The sequence below is a fragment of the Campylobacter coli LMG 9860 genome (genome assembly GCF_000254135.1).
In the GTDB taxonomy this organism is placed as follows: domain Bacteria; phylum Campylobacterota; class Campylobacteria; order Campylobacterales; family Campylobacteraceae; genus Campylobacter_D; species Campylobacter_D coli.
Genome location: NZ_AINS01000060.1, coordinates 1 through 17,268 on the forward strand (window position 1 = coordinate 1; position 17,268 = coordinate 17,268).

General features: G+C 32.0%; 20 protein-coding genes. 11 read left to right on the top strand and 9 right to left on the bottom strand.

Translation table 11 applies throughout. The annotated features are described in order from the left end of the window. Positions 1-30: 30 nt before the first annotated feature. Both rplT and rpmI read right to left on the bottom strand, forming a co-directional pair. Positions 31-384, bottom strand: a complete 354-nt coding sequence (gene rplT, locus CCO88_RS08035) for a 50S ribosomal protein L20 (protein ID WP_002777997.1) — start codon at positions 382-384, stop codon at positions 31-33. A gap of 93 nt (positions 385-477) precedes the next feature. Then, complete coding sequence (gene rpmI, locus CCO88_RS08040; protein ID WP_002777995.1) at positions 478-669, bottom strand: 50S ribosomal protein L35; 192 nt, start codon at positions 667-669, stop codon at positions 478-480. Between the two features lie 152 nt (positions 670-821). Here rpmI and CCO88_RS08045 point away from each other — a divergent pair, with 152 nt between their 5' ends. From CCO88_RS08045 to CCO88_RS08055, 3 genes are all read left to right on the top strand, one after another. Then, positions 822-1,988 carry a hypothetical protein gene (locus CCO88_RS08045; protein WP_002777982.1) on the top strand — a complete coding sequence of 389 codons (1,167 nt, stop codon included), beginning with the start codon at positions 822-824 and terminating at the stop codon, positions 1,986-1,988. A gap of 174 nt (positions 1,989-2,162) precedes the next feature. After that, the gene (locus CCO88_RS08050) at positions 2,163-3,344 is read left to right on the top strand and encodes a NifS family cysteine desulfurase (RefSeq protein WP_002777980.1); all 1,182 of its coding nucleotides are present in this window, start codon (positions 2,163-2,165) and stop codon (positions 3,342-3,344) included. A 9-nt stretch (positions 3,345-3,353) separates the two neighbouring features. Next, complete coding sequence (locus tag CCO88_RS08055; RefSeq protein WP_002840050.1) at positions 3,354-4,325, top strand: iron-sulfur cluster assembly scaffold protein NifU; 972 nt, start codon at positions 3,354-3,356, stop codon at positions 4,323-4,325. Positions 4,326-4,348: 23 nt separating this feature from the next. On the opposite strand, the gene CCO88_RS08060 is transcribed toward CCO88_RS08055, so the two are convergent. Together CCO88_RS08060 and CCO88_RS08065 are read right to left on the bottom strand one after the other, a co-directional pair. Continuing rightward, positions 4,349-6,232 (bottom strand): mechanosensitive ion channel family protein, encoded by a 1,884-nt coding sequence (locus CCO88_RS08060; protein WP_002777975.1) that lies wholly within the window; start codon positions 6,230-6,232, stop codon positions 4,349-4,351. Continuing rightward, positions 6,229-6,864 carry a carbonic anhydrase gene (locus tag CCO88_RS08065; protein WP_002777974.1) on the bottom strand — a complete coding sequence of 212 codons (636 nt, stop codon included), beginning with the start codon at positions 6,862-6,864 and terminating at the stop codon, positions 6,229-6,231. The genes CCO88_RS08060 and CCO88_RS08065 overlap by 4 nt, the downstream gene beginning before the upstream one ends. Before the next feature lie 158 nt (positions 6,865-7,022). Here CCO88_RS08065 and CCO88_RS08070 point away from each other — a divergent pair, with 158 nt between their 5' ends. The 7 genes from CCO88_RS08070 (at position 7,023) to CCO88_RS08100 (ending at position 12,224) form a co-directional block, all read left to right on the top strand. Next, positions 7,023-7,718 carry a Bax inhibitor-1/YccA family protein gene (locus CCO88_RS08070; RefSeq protein WP_002777968.1) on the top strand — a complete coding sequence of 232 codons (696 nt, stop codon included), beginning with the start codon at positions 7,023-7,025 and terminating at the stop codon, positions 7,716-7,718. A gap of 106 nt (positions 7,719-7,824) precedes the next feature. Then, positions 7,825-8,181, top strand: coding sequence for a preprotein translocase subunit SecG (gene secG / locus CCO88_RS08075; RefSeq protein ID WP_002777966.1), 357 nt, complete (start codon positions 7,825-7,827; stop codon positions 8,179-8,181). Positions 8,182-8,197: 16 nt separating this feature from the next. Then, the gene (gene frr / locus CCO88_RS08080; RefSeq protein WP_002777964.1) at positions 8,198-8,755 is read left to right on the top strand and encodes a ribosome recycling factor; all 558 of its coding nucleotides are present in this window, start codon (positions 8,198-8,200) and stop codon (positions 8,753-8,755) included. Between the two features lie 2 nt (positions 8,756-8,757). Beyond that, positions 8,758-9,366 carry an orotate phosphoribosyltransferase gene (gene pyrE, locus CCO88_RS08085; protein WP_002777962.1) on the top strand — a complete coding sequence of 203 codons (609 nt, stop codon included), beginning with the start codon at positions 8,758-8,760 and terminating at the stop codon, positions 9,364-9,366. Next, complete coding sequence (locus CCO88_RS08090; RefSeq protein ID WP_002777961.1) at positions 9,367-9,777, top strand: RDD family protein; 411 nt, start codon at positions 9,367-9,369, stop codon at positions 9,775-9,777. It begins immediately after the preceding gene. Between the two features lie 14 nt (positions 9,778-9,791). Then, positions 9,792-10,814: a ribonucleotide-diphosphate reductase subunit beta gene (locus tag CCO88_RS08095; RefSeq protein WP_002777960.1), complete on the top strand. Its 1,023-nt coding sequence runs from the start codon at positions 9,792-9,794 to the stop codon at positions 10,812-10,814. A gap of 21 nt (positions 10,815-10,835) precedes the next feature. Beyond that, entirely contained in the window at positions 10,836-12,224 is a 1,389-nt protein-coding gene (locus CCO88_RS08100) for a nicotinate phosphoribosyltransferase (RefSeq protein WP_002783644.1), read from the top strand. A 93-nt stretch (positions 12,225-12,317) separates the two neighbouring features. Here CCO88_RS08100 and CCO88_RS08105 read toward each other — a convergent pair whose 3' ends face one another. Then, entirely contained in the window at positions 12,318-12,857 is a 540-nt protein-coding gene (locus CCO88_RS08105; RefSeq protein WP_002781878.1) for a gamma carbonic anhydrase family protein, read from the bottom strand. A gap of 118 nt (positions 12,858-12,975) precedes the next feature. Here CCO88_RS08105 and CCO88_RS08110 point away from each other — a divergent pair, with 118 nt between their 5' ends. Beyond that, entirely contained in the window at positions 12,976-13,605 is a 630-nt protein-coding gene (locus tag CCO88_RS08110) for a protein-L-isoaspartate(D-aspartate) O-methyltransferase (protein WP_002793705.1), read from the top strand. A 19-nt stretch (positions 13,606-13,624) separates the two neighbouring features. Here the strand turns inward: CCO88_RS08110 and CCO88_RS08115 are convergent, their stop codons facing one another. The 4 genes from CCO88_RS08115 to argC are packed head-to-tail and all read right to left on the bottom strand — an operon-like array spanning position 13,625 to position 17,153. Continuing rightward, positions 13,625-14,815, bottom strand: a complete 1,191-nt coding sequence (locus CCO88_RS08115) for an aspartate aminotransferase family protein (protein ID WP_072233359.1) — start codon at positions 14,813-14,815, stop codon at positions 13,625-13,627. Between the two features lie 3 nt (positions 14,816-14,818). Next, entirely contained in the window at positions 14,819-15,658 is an 840-nt protein-coding gene (gene argB, locus CCO88_RS08120) for an acetylglutamate kinase (protein ID WP_002840052.1), read from the bottom strand. A 9-nt stretch (positions 15,659-15,667) separates the two neighbouring features. Next, positions 15,668-16,114, bottom strand: coding sequence for a GNAT family N-acetyltransferase (locus CCO88_RS08125; protein WP_002781870.1), 447 nt, complete (start codon positions 16,112-16,114; stop codon positions 15,668-15,670). Between the two features lie 10 nt (positions 16,115-16,124). Then, positions 16,125-17,153: an N-acetyl-gamma-glutamyl-phosphate reductase gene (gene argC / locus CCO88_RS08130; RefSeq protein ID WP_002840053.1), complete on the bottom strand. Its 1,029-nt coding sequence runs from the start codon at positions 17,151-17,153 to the stop codon at positions 16,125-16,127. Positions 17,154-17,268 lie beyond the last annotated feature (115 nt).

A 17,268-nucleotide genomic window follows, 5' to 3' on the forward strand; every position in this document is an offset into this window, starting at 1 on the left:
GAGTTAAGATTTAAATCTTAACTCATTAAATTAAAGCGCTTTTTTTGCAGCTTCTGCGATTTTTGCAAAAGCAGCAGCATCATTCATTGCTAAATCAGCTAGAATTTTTCTATCAAGCTCAATGCCTGCTTTTTTAAGTCCATTGATAAATTTAGAATAACTTAAATCGTTTAATCTGCAAGCAGCATTGATACGCACAATCCAAAGACGGCGAAAATCTCTTTTCTTGCGGCGTCTATCACGATACGCATAAACAAGACTTCTTTCTAATTGTTCTTTTGCTTTTCTAAAATGTTTGCGGCGTCCGCTATAAAAACCGCGTGCTAATTTTAGAACTTTTTTATGTCTGCGGCGTCTTACAACACCTGTTTTTACTCTTGCCATTTTTATTTCCTTTCATAAAGTGGCGTCCATTTTGGAGCTTGCCCTTAAATTTTTAGCAACTTAAGGAGAGTTTGAATGACTTATGTCAAAAACTTAAATTCCTAGCATTTTTTCTACAGCTTTTACATTAGTGCTGTGCACATATTTAGCTGTGCGAAGATCACGCATTCTTTTTGCAGGTTTTTTAGTCAAAATATGGCTTCTAAAAGCAGAGCCTCTTTTGATTTTATTTTTACCTACTTTAAAGCGTTTAACTGCGCTTTTTACGCTTTTCATCTTTGGCATACGCTTTCCTTTCGGATAAATTTTTAAATTTTTTCAAAAAGAAAAGCTAAATGCTAGCAAATTTTTGCTAATTTTTGACTGAATTTTGTATTTAAAAAACTTGGCACACCTTTTGCTTATAAAAAACTAGCAATATTTTTGAAAGATTTAAAATGACTATAAATTCGGCAAACCCTTATCAAAATTTGGCCCTATCCAATCCTTTACAAAATAGCCAAGCTTTGAATTTAATCAAAGATAAAAAAGGTTCAAATTTAGAAGAAAATGAAAACAATTTAGAAAATTTAAATTATATTTTTAACACCACTTCTTATGCAAGTGAATTTAGCTTTAGGATAGACGAGAAAGGTTTTTTTGAAAAAGATTTAAATAAAATCGCTAATATACCTGAATCTTATAATATCAACATCAAAAGTGTTAGAAATATAGCCAAAGAATTAACAAGACAAGATGCAACTTTAAATTATAACAAAATAGACCTACCCTATCTTTTAAACAGCTATTATAGCTCGCTAAAGTCTGTCAATTTAGAATTTAGCGAAAATGATAATGCTAATTTAAGTCGCGATATGATTTCAAAATTTGCCACCGGATTTTCTACTGAAAATGGGGAATTTTTAGGCAAAATTTCAAGAATTTACAACAATCAAGAAGAATTAAACTCCGCGCTAAACAAAACTCTAAGCCTAAATACTTTAATGCTAGATAACAAAATTACTAATTTTCACTTCGATAGAGCTTTAAACAATACCTCATCTAATGAAATTTTAAAACCTTACCTAACCAAAAATGCTGAAGTTTCAAAATCAGGGCTTTTGATGAATTTTATTTATCATGACATCAAAACACAAAATGATAACGAGCTTAATTTTTTTATGAAACCTGCGAGTTTGGATCTCAATGCTCATACTAATTTTCAAAAAATCCTTAGAGGGGAAATGGATATAAAAGACTATATCAAACAACAAAACGAACAAAAAATGAGCTTTGATTTATATCTTTATGTGAATGGAGTAGATAAAAAAACCGCTTCTCAAGATAAGCTTTCAGTTTTTTTTCAACAATATGTCAATTATCAAAAAGATATGGATTTAAGAGAATTTGCAAATTCAAGCTCTATCTTCCAAATTTATATTGATGAAAATCATAGCGAATTTAACTCTCTTAAAGAAGAATATCAAAGCCAAAATAAAGATTTAGAAAAGCTAGATAATGCTAATAATATGCGTTCTAGCTCCATAGAAAATTTCTTAGATCGTCGTCAAAAACAAGCCAATTTAAATAAGATATTAAATTCTTATTTATCAGTATTACTTTAAAGTAATTTTATAAATATTTAAAAATACAAATTTTAATCCATAATTCTTTGTATTTTTTTACTTTAATATTCATATTTTTGCTATAATTTTTAAACTAGAATTTATATTTTTCTGTTATTATCCATTTTCATAAAAAGATAAAAAATATCCGAATTAAAATTTAAGGAAATTAAAGTGAAAGTATATTTAGATAATAATGCAACAACGATGCTTGATCCAAGCGCATACGAATTAATGTTGCCATTTTTAAAAGACATGTATGGAAATCCAAACAGTCTTCACCAATGGGGCAGCGCAACTCATCCTGCCCTAAGAGAAGCTATGGATAAACTTTATGCGGGACTTGGCGCAAATGATTTAGATGATATAGTTATAACATCCTGTGCTACTGAAAGTATCAACTGGGTGCTTAAGGGTATATATTTTGATCATATTTTAGATAAAGAACGCAATGAAGTGATTATCTCTAGCGTAGAACACCCTGCTGTTGCTGCTGCTGCTTATTTTTTAAAAAGTCTTGGAGTAAAAGTCATAGAACTTCCTGTAAATGAAGAAGGAGTTTCTACTGTAGAAGATTTGCGTAAAGTGATTAGCGATAAAACAGCACTTGTAAGTGTTATGTGGGCTAATAATGAAACAGGAATGATTTTTGATATTCAAAAAATGGCAGAAATTACTCATGAATTTGGAGCGCTTTTTCATACAGATGCTACCCAAGCAGTAGGAAAAATCAAAGTAAATTTAAACCAAGTAGGAGTTGATTTTGCTTCATTTTCAGCTCATAAATTCCATGGACCAAAAGGTGTAGGCGGACTTTTTATCAAAAAAGGTCTTAAGCTTACTCCACTTTTACACGGTGGAGAACACATGGGTGGTCGTAGAAGCGGGACTTTAAATGTGCCTTATATAGTGGCTATGGGCGAGGCTTTGCGTATTGCAAATACTATGCTTGATTTTGAAGATTCTCATATACGCCGTTTAAGAGATAAACTAGAAGATCAAATTTTAGCCTTGCCTGATACAACAGTGGTTGGAAAAAGAGAACACCGTGTGCCTAATACAATCTTAGCAAGTATTAAAGGAGTTGAAGGCGAAGCAATGCTTTGGGATTTAAATAAAAATGGTATAGCTGCAAGTACGGGCTCAGCCTGTGCAAGTGAAGCTTTAGAAAGCAATCCTATCATGGAAGCAATCGGAGCTGAAAATGACTTAGCACATACAGCTTTAAGGCTTTCTTTGTCACGTTTTAACACTGAAGAAGAAATTGATTATGCAGCAAAACAAATTAAAAATGCAACACAGAGATTAAGAGCAATTTCTTGCACTTATGCTTATAATCCAAATAATTACAAATAAGGATGAAAAATGGGAAAAAATAGTTTAATTGGTGGATCCATTTGGGATGAGTATTCACAAAAAGTTCAAGATAGAATGAATAATCCTCAACATATGGGAGAATTTAGCGAAGAAGATGCTAAAGCACGCAATGCAAAATTGATCGTAGCTGATTTTGGCGCAGAAAGTTGCGGCGATGCGGTAAGACTTTTTTGGCTTGTAGATGAAAAAACTGATAAAATTATCGATGCAAAATTTAAAAGTTTTGGTTGTGGTACAGCTATAGCAAGTAGTGATACTATGGTAGATCTTTGTATAGGAAAAACTGTAGATGAAGCAGTAAAAATCACAAATTTAGATGTGGAATTTGCTATGCGTGATAATCCAGAAACTCCAGCTGTTCCACCTCAAAAAATGCACTGTTCAGTTATGGCTTATGATGTAATCAAACAAGCAGCAGCGCATTATAAAGGCATAAGTCCTGAAGATTTTGAAGATCAAATTATAGTTTGCGAGTGCGCTAGGGTAAGTCTTGGAACTATTAAAGAAGTGATTAAACTTAATGATTTGCATAGCGTAGAAGAAATCACACAATATACTAAAGCGGGTGCTTTTTGTAAATCCTGTATCAAACCAGGCGGACATGAAAAAAGAGATTATTACCTTGTAGATATTTTAGCTGAAACTAGAGCTGAAATAGATAGAGAAAAACTCAAAAATACAATGAAAAGTGATGTGGCTTTTGATGAAATGACCGTAGTGGGACAATTAAAAGCAGTTGAAAGTGTTTTAGATGCTGAAATTCGCCCTATGCTTCATAATGATGGTGGAGATTTGGAAGTGATTGATATACAAAAGGCTGAAGGTGCAGCAATTGATGTTTATATTCGTTATCTTGGTGCTTGTAGTGGTTGTTCTAGTGGAAGTGGTGCAACACTTTATGCTATTGAAACAATTTTACAAGAAGAATTAAGTCCAAATATACGCGTTATGCCAGTTTAAAAAAATAGCAAGATAAAATCTTGCTATTTTATAGCTTTTGCTTGCAAATCAAGGGGTGGTAAATTTTCTATATAAATACTACGACTTGGGAAAGCAAAGGTTAAACCATTTTTTTCAATTATACGCATAAACTCAAGCATTAAACTTTGTCTAGCTTCTCTAAAATCTTTTCCACCTATTTCTTTGATATAAAAATAAAGCTCTATATTAATACTACTATCTGCAAATTCACTTAAAGCCACATAACAAGCATTTTTATAACCCTCAAGATCATTGATAGAAACTAAATTTTGACGATATTTTGTTGTATGATCGCCATACTTTAATGCTCCATCATCTTCATGTGCTACTAAAGGACTTGTATATAAAAGCTCTTTTAAATCTTTCACACAATTTTCTAATTTTTCAGGAGTAGCATCATAACCAACACCCAAATACATTTTAACATGACGCCCCATGCGTCTTTTGCTCCAATTTTTGATATTAGCTCCCATAATAGTTGAATTTGGTAAAAATACAAGACAATTATCAAAAGTTCTAATAGTAGTTTTTCTAAGTCCTGTTTCAACCACGGTTCCTTCTATGCCTGAAACCTCTACCCAATCTCCTTGATTAAAGCTATTATCAAAAAGTAAGAGTATAGAAGCAAAGAAATTTGCAATGATATCTTTCGCCGCTAAAGCAACAGCTAAACCACCAATTCCCAAAGATGCAATAATAGCCGAGATATTAAAACCAAGTTGTGCTAAAATATAAAGAAGTGCGATCACAAAAATAACAAAATATAAAATTTTAATGACTAAATTTACCACTTCTTTTTTGCCACTCTTTTGTGCAAGTTTTGAAACCAAAACCACGCCATATCCATCAAGTATCCTTAAAATCAACCAAGCGATTAAAACAGCATAAACTATGTGGAAAAGATTACTTAAATTAATACTTAAAGGAGCAGGATAAGTTGCTATTGTAAGACAAAGTGAAATGGCATAACAAATAAGCAAAAAACCCACAGGTTTTTTAATATTGTCTATAAAAATAACCTTAATATCATCTGCATCGCTTTTATTGTGATAAACTAAACGAACGAGGATAAAATAAACTATATTTGAAAAAAAGCGTCTTAAAGACATAAAAAAAACTAAAACTAAAATCGAAATAACTATCTTACCCGTATTTATAAAATCAATATTGGCCATTTCATTGATACGATCTATCCATACTTGAAGTTCAAGCAAAGAAAAAATATAATTACTTTCTAACAAATCTGCATTCGCACGCAAATATTTTAAAATTTCTACATAAGCATCCACAGCATTAAAAATCATTTCTTCTTTATTGGAAATTTTCTCTAATTCAGATGGATTATTGATTTTAGCTTTATAAATACTAAGATCTATATTGGTTGAATTTTGCAAATTTTCCATTGCCTTATCGACCGTAGAGATTATACTTTCACTATTTGCTGCATTTTTAAAAAGTCTTTCAAGCTCAAATAAAGACGAATAAAAACTTTTAACAACATCTAAATACATAATATTTAAGGTTGTATCTACATAAACATAAGGTTTGTTTATGCTCTTCTTTTGTAAATCTAACAAATTTTGCCTTGTTTTTAAAAAGCTTTCTACTGCTTTTTCATTGATTTGTTGCTTTACTATCATATCGGGTATTTTAGAAAGAATAGACTTTTTATCTTTTTCAAATTCGCTTAAAATTCCATCATAGGAACTTGAATTTTCATCATTATTTTTTTTAAATTCTTTAATTTGGCGATTTAAATCGATATATTTTTGCACCAAACTATAAACACTCTTATCTTGCGCACTTGCATTGGTATCTATAAGACGAAATTCATCCCCCCAAAGACATGAAATACCTAAAAGAAACAAAATGATTATTTTTTTCATTGCATTTTCCTATTTTGAATTAATTTAAAAATTTTAGTCTTAAAATCATACTCATATATTTCACCCGTTTCGATGATATAATACCAAGCATGCACTTCTAATCTTCCCTCATCTAAAGCTTCTTGCACTCCAGGATAGGTAAAAATATTTTGCAAAGAATTCACTAAGTTAAGTTTTTCAGTAAGCCAAGAACGCATAGCTATATCATCTCTTGCAAAGATCGTAACATCCCTTTTTATAGGATCAAGCATAGTGAGCCATTTTTTTACATTAGGAATTTTATCCAATTCTTCATCAGAATAGTATAATGCATTACAACCACCACAATTACTATGTCCACATACAACGATATTCTTAATGCGTAAAGAATTTAAAGCATATTCTATTGCTGAAGTAGTCGCTAAATAATCCTGACCCACGCGATAAGGTGGGACAATATTTGCAATATTTCGTATCACAAAAAGCTCACCTGGGCCTGTATTGGTGATTAAATTGGGGATCACTCTAGAATCAGAACAACCTATGAAAAGAGTATGAGGATTTTGCTTATTTTTAAGACTTTCAAAAAGTTCTTCATGCTCTTTAAAATCCTCTTGCATAAATTTGATCGCACCGCTAATAAGATTATCCATATATCAACCTAATTGAAAAATCTTAAAATTATAACAAATTTTCAGCAAAGAATTTCACCTACAAGCAAACATTCGCAAATTAACTCTTTATTAAATTTTTTATGCTAGAGTTCGCTCAAGATTTAAGTTAAAATCGAAATCTTTTAAGGAGGATGAATATGAGTCTTTATGATAGAGACTATTCACGATCAAGAGAATTTGAAAACACTCGTTCAAGTGAACTTGGTATTTTTATTAAACAAACTTATCAACTTTTTGCGGCTTCTCTTTTAGCAGCAACTGTTGGTGCATATGTAGGAATTTATGCTTTAGCGGCATTTTTTATACAATCACAAGTAACCTTTTGGATACTTTTTGCTGTTGAAATAGGACTTTTGATTGCCTTGCAATTTAAAAAACGCGAAGCTCCATTGAATTTAATTTTACTTTTTGGTTTTACTTTTTGTTCAGGCTTAACCCTAACGCCATTACTCATTTCTGTTCTTGCCCTACCAGCAGGTGGAGTAATCATCGCTCAAGCTTTTGCTCTAACAACAGTAGCTTTTGCAGCGCTTAGTATTTTTGCTATGAATACCAAAAAAGATTTCACACTAATGGGTAAAGCTTTATTTATAGTTTTAATCGTGGTTGTAGCGGCTTCTTTGCTTAATATCTTCTTCCAAAGCAGTTTATTAAATTTAGCTATTTCAGCCGTAGCAGCGATTTTATTTTCATTTTATATTCTTTATGATACACAAAATATTATTCGCGGAAACTATGAAACTCCAATTGAAGGTGCTGTAGCGCTTTATCTTGATTTTGTAAACCTTTTTGTATCTTTACTTAATATCCTAAGAAGTTTCAATAGTAGATAATTTTTTGCGGGAAAGTCCCCGCAAAATTCTTAAAATTTCAAATCTTTTCAAGTTTTATTTAGTTACAATATCTAACTCAAAAAATTTTTAAAATTTAGGAAAATTTATGATTACTCTTTTAACTATTTTGCAGTTTGTCATCGTCGTTATTATTTGTATAGCTGTTTTACTTCAAAAGAGCTCAAGCATAGGACTTGGAGCTTATAGCGGAAGCAATGAAAGTTTATTTGGAGCAAAAGGACCCGCAGGATTTTTAGCGAAATTTACTTTCATCATGGGAATTTTACTTATTGCAAACACTATAGGTTTAGGATATTTATACAATAGTACAAGTAAAGATTCTTTAGCTGAAAAAATCAAAATTGAAACAAATACAAGCATTCCTACTGCTCCAAATGCTATAAACGTGCCAGCTATTCCAAGTGCTCCACAAATACCTAACGAATCAAATACAAGTAAGTAATTTATAAGGAAAAAATATGATTAATGAAATTTTAAACAAACAAAAAACTCAAAGTGAAAAAAGCTTAGAAGCTTTAAAAAAAGATTTTACTACCCTACGCACAGGTAAAGTCAATACACATATCTTAGATCATATTCAAGTAGATTACTATGGCTCTTTAACTCCTTTAAATCAAGTTGCAACCGTTTTAGCAAGTGATGCTTCAACAATAAGCATTACTCCTTGGGAAAAACCTATGTTAAAAACTATAGAAAGCGCTATTGCAGCAGCAAATATAGGGGTAAATCCAAACAATGATGGCGAAAGTGTAAAATTATTCTTCCCTCCAATGACAAGAGAGCAAAGAGAAGAAAATGTAAAACAAGCAAAAGCTATGGGTGAAAAAGCAAAAGTTTCGGTAAGAAATATTCGCAAAGATGCAAACGATGCCGTAAAAAAACTTGAAAAAGATAAAGCCATTTCAGAAGACGAAGCTAAAAAAGCCTATGATGAAGTGCAAAAACTAACAGATACTTATACTGCAAAAATCGATGAAAGTGTAAAAAACAAAGAAAGCGAACTTTTAAAGGTTTAAAAATGGATTTAGAGCAAATTTATAAAGATTGTGGGGCTTATTTACAAGGACATTTTTTACTCAGTTCGGGTAAGCACTCTGAGTTTTATCTTCAAAGTGCTAAAGTCTTAGAAAATCCAAAATTAGCAGCAAGACTTTGTGATGAGCTTGCTAAAATTATAGCCGAATTTAATATAGAATTTGACAGCATTTGTTCTCCTGCTTTGGGAGGAATTTTAGCAGGATATGAACTTGCTAGAGCTTGTGATAAACGCTTTATTTTTACCGAAAGAGTTAATGGAGAAATGACTCTAAGACGCGGTTTTGAGGTAAAAGAAGGCGAAAGATTTATCATTTGCGAGGATATCATCACAACGGGCGGAAGTGCTTTAGAAAGTGCTAAAATCATAGAAAGTTTAGGAGGAAAAGTTTTAGGTTTTGCAGCATTGGCAAATCGCGGTTTTTGCGCGGTTGAAAATTTAAAAAATCCTAGAAAACCGAGTGCAAAACTGCCTGATAATTTACCTCTTTTTACTTTAGGAAATTTTGATTTTCAAATTTATGATGAAAATGATTGTCCGTTTTGCAAAGAAGGAAGTAAAGCTATTAAGCCAGGAAGTCGCGGAAATTAAATGAAAACTAAGGCAAAAATAGCCTCTAGATGGTTAAGATTTAGAGCTTTGCTTATAGATATATTTTTAATTTATGTCCCTATCTTATATTTATTTTATTTTTTATTGGGCTCTAAGGAGGCTTTTTTAAACAACTCCTATATTACAGCCCTATGTACTTTCTTATTTGGTTTTATTCAAGCTTTATTTTTAGCCTCAAAAGCTCAAAGTCCAGGGCTTAAGGCTTATGATCTTTATCTAATCGATCTAAAAACGGGTAAGAAAATAACTTTTTTTAGAATTTTATTAAGATATATTATATTTATTATAAGTTTTGGGTTGATTTTTGGTTTATTTATAAGCTTTTTAAGAAAAGATAAACTAAATTTACATGATATTCTAACCCAAACTTGCATAGTCACAAAGATATGAAAGAAAGGTAAAAAATGCAAAGAAAAAGAATTTATAATCCAGGCTCAAATGAAACATTAACAGATCGTAAAGTTTTTAGCGGAAATCCTCATGGAATCTTAAATTTTACAAAAGCAAAATACACTTGGGCTTTAAAATTATGGGATTTAATGGAAGCAAACACTTGGTTTCCAAAAGAAGTAGATACGACTAAAGATGCATTAGATTATCGCTGTAATTTAACTGCAGGTGAAAAAAGAATGTATGATCTTGTTTGGTCTCAGCTCATTTCTATGGATAGCTTTCAAACCAACAATCTAGCTGATAATATCAATCCTTACATCACTGCTCCTGAAATCAATGCGGTTTTAGCACGCCAAGCTTATGAAGAAGCTAACCATTCAAAATCTTATGCAGTAATGGTTGAAGCCATTTGCGATAATACGGATTTAATCTATGAAATGGAAAAGCACGATGAAACCTTGCGCGAAAAAAATGATTTTATTTCAAGTATCTATGAAGAATTAGCGGGCGATGTAGATGATAATAAACTTCTTTTGGCCATGGTAGCAAATCAAATTTTAGAAGGAGTATATTTTTATAGTGGATTTACTGCGATTTACGCGCTTGCAAGAGCAGGTAAAATGCTTGGTTCTGCTCAAATGATTCGTTTCATTCAAAGAGATGAAATCACTCATCTTTTACTCTTTCAAAATATGATCAATTCAGTTCGTAAAGAAAGACCTGATTTGTTTAATGAAAACAATATCAACAAAATTTATGATATGTTTAAAAAAGCGGGCGATTTAGAAATCAAATGGGGCAAATACATCACTCAAAATCAAATCATGGGTTTTACAGACGATATTATAGAAGAATACATCCACTATCTTGTAGATCAAAGACTTGTTGCTATCAATCTTGATAAAATTTACAATGCAAAACACCCTATCAAATGGGTAGATGATTTTTCTAAATTTAATGATCAAAAAAGCAATTTCTTTGAAAGTAAGGTCACAAACTATTCTAAAGGTAGTATAAGCTTTGATGATTTTTAAATTTCTTGGAAATTAACTTTTATGAAAAAAGATTCTTATACAAAACCAAATAACACCTTGCTTTGTGATTTTTATGAATTAACCATGATGCAAGGTTATTTTCTAAATGGTTTTGAAAACAAAACAGCTTATTTTGATATATTTTTTAGAAAAATTCCCGATCACGGCTCTTTTGCTATATTTGCAGGACTTGAGGATATTTTAGACTTTGTATCTTGTTTGCATTTTGATGAAGATGATATAGCCTATTTGCACTCTCAAGGGATATTTAAAGAAGAATTTTTAAGATATTTGAAAAATTTTAAATTTAAGGGCGAAATTTATGCCATGCAAGAAGGCGAAATCATCTTTCCTAACGAACCCTTGATGATCATCAAAGCCAATGCTATTGAAGCACAAATTCTTGAAAGCTTCTTACTTTTAAGTATCAATCATCAAAGCCTAATTGCCACAAAAGCCAATCGTATCGTAAGAGCAGCTAAAAATCTTAGCGTGCTTGAATTTGGCACGCGAAGAGCTCATGGAAGCGAGGCGGCACTCAAAGGGGCAAGAGCGGCCATAATAGGAGGTTGCAAAGCTAGCTCTTGCACACTTGCAGGGAAAAATTATAGCATTATGACAAGTGGAACTATGGCGCATTCTTGGGTGCAAATGTTTGATGATGAATTGAGTGCTTTTTGTCATTATTTAGAACTTTATCCTCAAAATCCTACCTTACTCATCGATACTTATAATTACAAACAAGGGCTAGAAAACGCGGTCAAAGCATTTAAAAAATTTAAAATCAAACAATGCGGTGTGCGTATTGATTCTGGAAATTTAGAAATACTTAGCAAAGAAATTCGTACTATCTTGGATAAAAATGATTTAAAAGAATGCAAAATCATCGTTTCAAATTCTTTAGATGAAAAAAGCATAAACAAACTGCTTAAAAATGATGCACCTATTGATGCTTTTGGGGTAGGCGAAAAACTCATCACTGCTTCAAGTGATCCTATTTTTGGCTGTGTTTATAAACTCGTTGCCATAGAAGAAGATAAACTCATCACGCCTAAAATTAAAATCAGCGAAGACAAACAAAAAATAACCCTACCGCATTTTAAAAAACTTTTTAGAATTTATGACAAAAACACTCAAAAAATGCTTTTTGATGAGCTTTATATTTATAATGAAAAATTACCTAAACTTGATGAAAATTTAGAAAGAAAAGAACTTTTAAAATGTGTTTTTAAAGAGGGTAAAATTCTTAATAAACAAAAAAATGTAGAAGAAATTGCCCTATATGCAAAAAGTCAAATTTCAAAGCTGGATGAGAAATTTCTTAATTTTAACAACAAAGAAAAATATAAAATCAAACTTTCAAAAGATTTAACAAAGCTAAGACAAAATTTTACAAACACAACTCTATGAAATTTTGTCGATATAGCTCAAATGCTCCATTTGTCTATTTAAAATGGATAAATTTGAGCTTTTTCATAAAAACAGCGTTGTTAAAATTTTAAATCAATCCAAAAAATCATTTTTAAATTCAACATAATTTAAAGCAGATTGTTTTAAAAATGCCACTTCTTCATCGCTTAGTTCGCGTATAAGTTTTGCAGGGTTTCCAAGTATGAGTGATTTGGGTGGAAATTTCTTGCCTTTGGTTACCACACTACCTGCACCCACTATACTATCATCTCCTATAGCTGCATCATCCATAATCACTGCATTCATCCCCACAAGCACACGAGAGCCGATCTTGCAAGCATGGATCACGCAATTATGCCCTATAGTAACATCATCTCCTATGCAAGTAGGAAAGCCTGCATCTTTTAAACTTCCATCTTTATTAAATTCTCTATGCCACACATGGATAGTGGTTAAATCTTGTATATTTGTTCTTTTACCGATTTTAATAAAATTAACATCGCCTCTTAGAACACAATTAAACCACACACTGCTTTCATCACCTATCTCTACTTCTCCTATAATCTTAGCACCCTCTGCAACAAAGACATTTTGACCCAAATTTGGAAATTTATCTTTAAATCGAATAAGCATTTTCATCCTTTTTTATTTTTAGTATAACCAAAATATCAATAAGAAAAACAAATTTTTTAGTTTTTAATCAAATTTTGAAACTTTATTCGTTACAATTTGCCATTTACGAGGAGAAAAAATGAACGCATTTGAGCAAAAACGATGTCAAAGTATGGCCGAAGAAATCGCACAAAAAATATTCATCAACGAAGAACTTTTTAATGCTTTTTGTCAAATTCCACGCGAAATTTTTTCCCCGCTTAAAGCCCATGCTTATCGTCTTGATGCTTTACCTTTAGCTAATTCTCAATGGATCAGCTCTCCTTTAACCGTGGCTAAAATGACTATGGCTTTAAATTTTAAAGATGCGGACAGTGTCTTAGAAATAGGCTGTGGAAGTGGTTATCAAGCAGCGATTTTAAGCAAGGTTATAAGGCGTGTTTTTACCATAGAACGCATAGAAAATTTAGCCAAAAAAGCAGCACAAACCTTTAGAGAACTCGAGCTTTTTAATATTAATGTTAAATTTGAAGATGGACAAAATGGATGGAAAAATTATGCGCCTTATGATAGAATTTTATTCTCTGCTTATACGACACAACTTCCTGAAATTTTACTCGATCAGCTAAGTGATGGGGGCATACTTGTAGCCCCTATTTTGCACAATGGCAAACAATTTATCACACGCATAACCAAAAATGGCACTCATTTACAAAAAGAAATTCTAGAAGAATGTCTTTTTGTACCCATAGTAGATGGAAAAGAATAAATTTTTATCAATAAAAAATTTATTCAAAACTTTTAAAAACCTTTCTTAGCTTCTCGCTCATTTCATCTATATGGCTTTTTTCTATGATCAAAGGGGGTAAAAATCTCAAATCATTCTCCCCACAACTGATAAGCAAAAGAGAATTTTCTTGACATTTTTTAATCACCTCAGCTACTTTTACACTTTTATCAAGACTAAGCCCTTGCATAAAACCCAAACCTTTTCTTTTTTTACAAAACCTGAATTCTTTGATAAGATTTTCCAAACTTTGCTCTAAATAAGGCGTAAGTTTAGAAACATTTTCTAAAATTTTTTCTTTCTTAAAAATTTCAAAAACCGCATTAACACCTGCACAAACTAAAGGATTTCCTCCATAAGTACTTCCATGATCGCCTGCTTCTAAGGATTTTTGTGCTACTTTTTCGCTCACTACAAAAGCTCCGACACTAAGCCCACATCCCAAAGCTTTAGCAGAAGTCATTACATCAGGTAAAATTCCTGAATGCTCGTAAGCAAAAAATTTACCACTTCGCCCCATGCCGCATTGAATTTCATCAGCGATTAACAATATATCTTTTTCATCGCAAAGCTTTCTTAAAGCCTTGTAAAAATCTTTTTGAGCAGGATTGACACCACCTTCTCCTTGCACACTTTCTAAGATAATAGCACAAGTTTTTTCATTGACTAAGCGTTCTACGCTTGAAAAATCATTATACTTTGCAAATTTAACACCTGAAATTAAAGGCTTGAATGGTTTTTGGTATTTTTCATTAGCGGTTAAAGATAAAGCTCCTAGTGTTCTTCCATGAAAAGAATGTTTAAAGGCTATGAAATTTCCACCCTTGATACCTTTATTAAAAGCATATTTTCTAGCGACCTTCATCGCTCCTTCTATACTTTCTGCTCCTGAATTTGTGAAAAATACACGCTCTAAGCCACTCGCTTTAGCTAAATGCTTGGCTGCTTGGGCTATGTTTTCATTATAATATAAATTGCTAGTATGTAAAAGTTTATCAACTTGGGCTTTAATCTTAGCATTAAATTCAGCATGGTTATATCCTAAAGTACATACACCTATACCACTTGAAAAATCAAGATATTTTTTACCCTTATCATCTAAAAGGTAAACCCCTTCTCCGCTTTCTAAAACTATATCAAAACGCTTATAAGTAGGGATAATATGACTTTGCTCTTTATAATTCATTTTCATCCTTTAACCCACTAAAGTCCCAATACCCTCATCGGTAAAAAATTCAAGCAACAAAGAATGCTTCACGCGTCCATCTAAAATATGCACTTTCTTAACTCCACTTTCACAAGCATCTATACAAGATTTTAATTTTACATGCATACCGCCTTGAATTTTGTCAACCAAGGCTTTTGCTTGGGTTATAGAAATTTTAGAAATTAAAGAATTTTTATCTTCAAAATTCTCATAAAGTCCTGCAGTATCGGTTAAGAAAGCAAGTTTTTCCGCCTTTAAAGCTTTGGCAATAGCACAAGCTGCATCATCGGCATTGATATTGTAAGTATTGAAATTTTCATCCATTCCAATAGGAGCTATGATGGGTAAAAAATCTTTTTCTAAGAGATCTTGCAAAACACTTGAATTTACCTTTTGTATCTCGCCTACAAAACCTAAATTCTCATCCTTTTGCACGCATTCTAAAAGTCCCCCATCCTTGCCACAAAGCCCTATAGCTTTAACACCTAAATTTTGCAAGCTGTGAACTAAATTTTTATTGATATAATTTAGCACCATACTTGCTACTTCTGCTGTGGCTTGATCACTCACCCTAAGTCCGTTATTAAACTCACTTTTTACGCCTAATTTTTCACACATTTTGGAGATATCTTTACCCCCACCATGAACGATAATAGGCTTTAAGCCTACAAGCTTTAAAAGAGCTATATCTTGCATCACACAATGTTTAAGCTCCTCATTTTCCATAGCTGAGCCGCCGTATTTTATAAGTATAATTTTTGAGCTGAATTTGCGTATATAAGGCAAAGCTTCGATTAAGACATTTGCTTTTTCTAAATATTTTTGCATGATTTACCCTCAAACATTAAAACTAGTTTGATTGTGAGAATTGAGCGATAAATCATAATAATTCGCATCTTCTCTTAAGGTAAAACCATAATGCTTCCAAAACTCATTACCCAAATCATTGCTCTTAAAGGCTATCAATGCGATCTTGTTAATCTTCTCAGATTTTAATGCCTCAAGGCAAAATTTTGTCATTTCATGGGCTATACCCTTTTTTCTGTGATCTTTATGCACGCACACATGATAAAAACCTCCTGTGCGACCATCATGCCCACAAAGTATACTTCCAACAATTTCTTGATCAATCACAGCTACTGCGCTAAGGTTTGGGTTTCTATCTAAAAATTTTTCTATATTTTCTTTACTATCATCAATCGATCGAATTCCAAAACCTTTGATATCACACCAAAGCTTGTAAACTCCTTCATAATCACTTTTTTGCATTGCTCTAACTTGCAATTTTTATCCTTTACAAATTTGCAAAGAATTTAAGTCCTTCATCTTCATCAAAATCAAACATTAAATTCATATTTTGAACAGCTTGTCCTGCTGCACCTTTGATTAAATTATCAATAGCACCTAAAACAATAATACGATTTGTGCGTTCATCGATGCTGAAATTTATATCCGCAAAATTGCTTGATTTAACCCACCGAGTCTGCGGAAACGACTGCGGTGGTAAAAGCCTTATGAATTTCCTGTCTTGATAATATTTTTGATAAATTTCACGAATTTCTTTTTCACTTACAGAATGTTTTAAATTTGCATAAGCAGTAGTTAAAATTCCCCTTTGCATAGGTACTAGATGAGGGGCAAATTGTAAAGTGATTTTCTCTCCTGCTGCATAGCTTAAATGCTCTTCGATTTCAGGGGTATGGCGGTGTGAAGCTAATCCATAAGCCTTGATATTTTCATTTACCTCACAAAAAAGATTTTCTACTTTTGCACTTCTTCCTGCGCCGCTGACTCCACTTTTTGCATCGATAATCACCGAATTTAAATCAATCATCTTTTCTTTAAAAAGCGGATAAAGACTAAGTATAGAGCAAGTAGTGTAGCAACCAGGATTTGCGATTAAATTTGCATTTTTTATCTCTTCTTGATAAAGCTCACAAAGTCCATAAACTGCATTTTTTAAAAGCTCTTGATTAGGATGAGTAAATTTATACCAAAGCTCATAATCTTTAGGATTTTTAAGACGAAAATCAGCGCTTAAATCTATGATTTTCATCTTTTTTAATAAAGACTCGCTAAAAAGTTTAGCACTAAATTCATGCGGAGTAGCGGTAAATAAGACATCAAGTTCAAGTTCATCTAAATTTTTATCTTCAAAATTTAAATTTAAAGGCGTGTTGGGATAAAGCTTCATATAGCTTTGCCCCACACTTGAACTAGAACCTATATAGGAAATTTCTACTTTAGGATGATTCAGTAAGATACGCACAAGCTCATTACCTGCATATCCGCTTGCTCCCAAAATTCCTACTTTTAATCTCATTCCTAGTCCTTACTGAATTTCAAATGGCTTAATTATAGACAAAAAATGCTTAAAATAACACTTATGGGTTTATAAAATTTGATAGACTCTTACAAAAATACTCATATATCTCAAA

Coding starts and splice junctions, on each gene's coding strand:
- rplT (WP_002777997.1), bottom strand. CDS start 384: ATGGCAAGAGTAAAAACAGGTGTTGTAAGACGCCGCAGACATAAAAAA.
- rpmI (WP_002777995.1), bottom strand. CDS start 669: ATGCCAAAGATGAAAAGCGTAAAAAGCGCAGTTAAACGCTTTAAAGTA.
- CCO88_RS08045 (WP_002777982.1), top strand. CDS start 822: ATGACTATAAATTCGGCAAACCCTTATCAAAATTTGGCCCTATCCAAT.
- CCO88_RS08055 (WP_002840050.1), top strand. CDS start 3,354: ATGGGAAAAAATAGTTTAATTGGTGGATCCATTTGGGATGAGTATTCA.
- CCO88_RS08060 (WP_002777975.1), bottom strand. CDS start 6,232: ATGAAAAAAATAATCATTTTGTTTCTTTTAGGTATTTCATGTCTTTGG.
- CCO88_RS08065 (WP_002777974.1), bottom strand. CDS start 6,864: ATGGATAATCTTATTAGCGGTGCGATCAAATTTATGCAAGAGGATTTT.
- CCO88_RS08070 (WP_002777968.1), top strand. CDS start 7,023: ATGAGTCTTTATGATAGAGACTATTCACGATCAAGAGAATTTGAAAAC.
- secG (WP_002777966.1), top strand. CDS start 7,825: ATGATTACTCTTTTAACTATTTTGCAGTTTGTCATCGTCGTTATTATT.
- frr (WP_002777964.1), top strand. CDS start 8,198: ATGATTAATGAAATTTTAAACAAACAAAAAACTCAAAGTGAAAAAAGC.
- pyrE (WP_002777962.1), top strand. CDS start 8,758: ATGGATTTAGAGCAAATTTATAAAGATTGTGGGGCTTATTTACAAGGA.
- CCO88_RS08090 (WP_002777961.1), top strand. CDS start 9,367: ATGAAAACTAAGGCAAAAATAGCCTCTAGATGGTTAAGATTTAGAGCT.
- CCO88_RS08095 (WP_002777960.1), top strand. CDS start 9,792: ATGCAAAGAAAAAGAATTTATAATCCAGGCTCAAATGAAACATTAACA.
- CCO88_RS08100 (WP_002783644.1), top strand. CDS start 10,836: ATGAAAAAAGATTCTTATACAAAACCAAATAACACCTTGCTTTGTGAT.
- CCO88_RS08105 (WP_002781878.1), bottom strand. CDS start 12,857: ATGCTTATTCGATTTAAAGATAAATTTCCAAATTTGGGTCAAAATGTC.
- CCO88_RS08110 (WP_002793705.1), top strand. CDS start 12,976: ATGAACGCATTTGAGCAAAAACGATGTCAAAGTATGGCCGAAGAAATC.
- CCO88_RS08115 (WP_072233359.1), bottom strand. CDS start 14,815: ATGAAAATGAATTATAAAGAGCAAAGTCATATTATCCCTACTTATAAG.
- argB (WP_002840052.1), bottom strand. CDS start 15,658: ATGCAAAAATATTTAGAAAAAGCAAATGTCTTAATCGAAGCTTTGCCT.
- argC (WP_002840053.1), bottom strand. CDS start 17,153: ATGAGATTAAAAGTAGGAATTTTGGGAGCAAGCGGATATGCAGGTAAT.